Source organism: Klebsiella sp. AqSCr, assembly GCF_008452795.1.
GTDB lineage: Bacteria > Pseudomonadota > Gammaproteobacteria > Enterobacterales > Enterobacteriaceae > Klebsiella > Klebsiella pneumoniae.
This window is the reverse complement of record NZ_MJDM01000017.1, coordinates 1-761: the sequence shown is the minus strand read 5'-3', so window position 1 is coordinate 761 and position 761 is coordinate 1. Positions and strand designations below refer to the sequence as shown.

Annotated in this window: 1 pseudogene; it reads right to left on the bottom strand. The window is 53.4% G+C overall.

Annotation, left to right across the window (positions count from 1 at the left end):
• Positions 1-17: 17 nt before the first annotated feature.
• A pseudogene (locus BHE81_RS25515) lies at positions 18-714 on the bottom strand (IS1 family transposase).
• Between the last annotated feature and the right edge of the window lie 47 nt (positions 715-761).

Genomic DNA, 761 nt, shown 5'->3' with positions numbered 1-761 from the left:
AGGGTAATGACTCCAACTTATTGATAGTGTTTTATGTTCAGATAATGCCCGATGACTTTGTCATGCAGCTCCACCGATTTTGAGAGCGACAGCGACTTCCGTCCCAGCCGTGCCAGGTGCTGCCTCAGATTCAGGTTATGCTGCTCAATTCGCTGCGTATATCGCTTGCTGATTACGTGCAGCTTTCCCTTCAGGCGGGATTCATACAGCGGCCAGCCATCCGTCATCCATATCACCACGTCAAAGGGTGACAGCAGGCTCATAAGACGCCCCAGCGTCGCCATAGTGCGTTCACCGAATACGGCGCAACAACCGTCTTCCGGAGCCTGTCATACGCGTAAAACAGCCAGCGCTGGCGCGATTTAGCCCCGACATAGCCCCACTGTTCGTCCATTTCCGCGCAGACGATGACGTCACTGCCCGGCTGTATGCGCGAGGTTACCGACTGCGGCCTGAGTTTTTTAAGTGACGTAAAATCGTGTTGAGGCCAACGCCCATAATGCGGGCGGTTGCCCGGCATCCAACACCATTCATGGCCATATCAATGATTTTCTGGTGCGTACCGGGTTGAGAAGCGGTGTAAGTGAACTGCAGTTGCCATGTTTTACGGCAGTGAGAGCAGAGATAGCGCTGATGTCCGGCGGTGCTTTTGCCGTTACGCACCACCCCGTCAGTAGCTGAACAGGAGGGACAGCTGATAGAAACAGAAGCCACTGGAGCACCTCAAAAACACCATCATACACTAAATCAGTAAGTTGGCA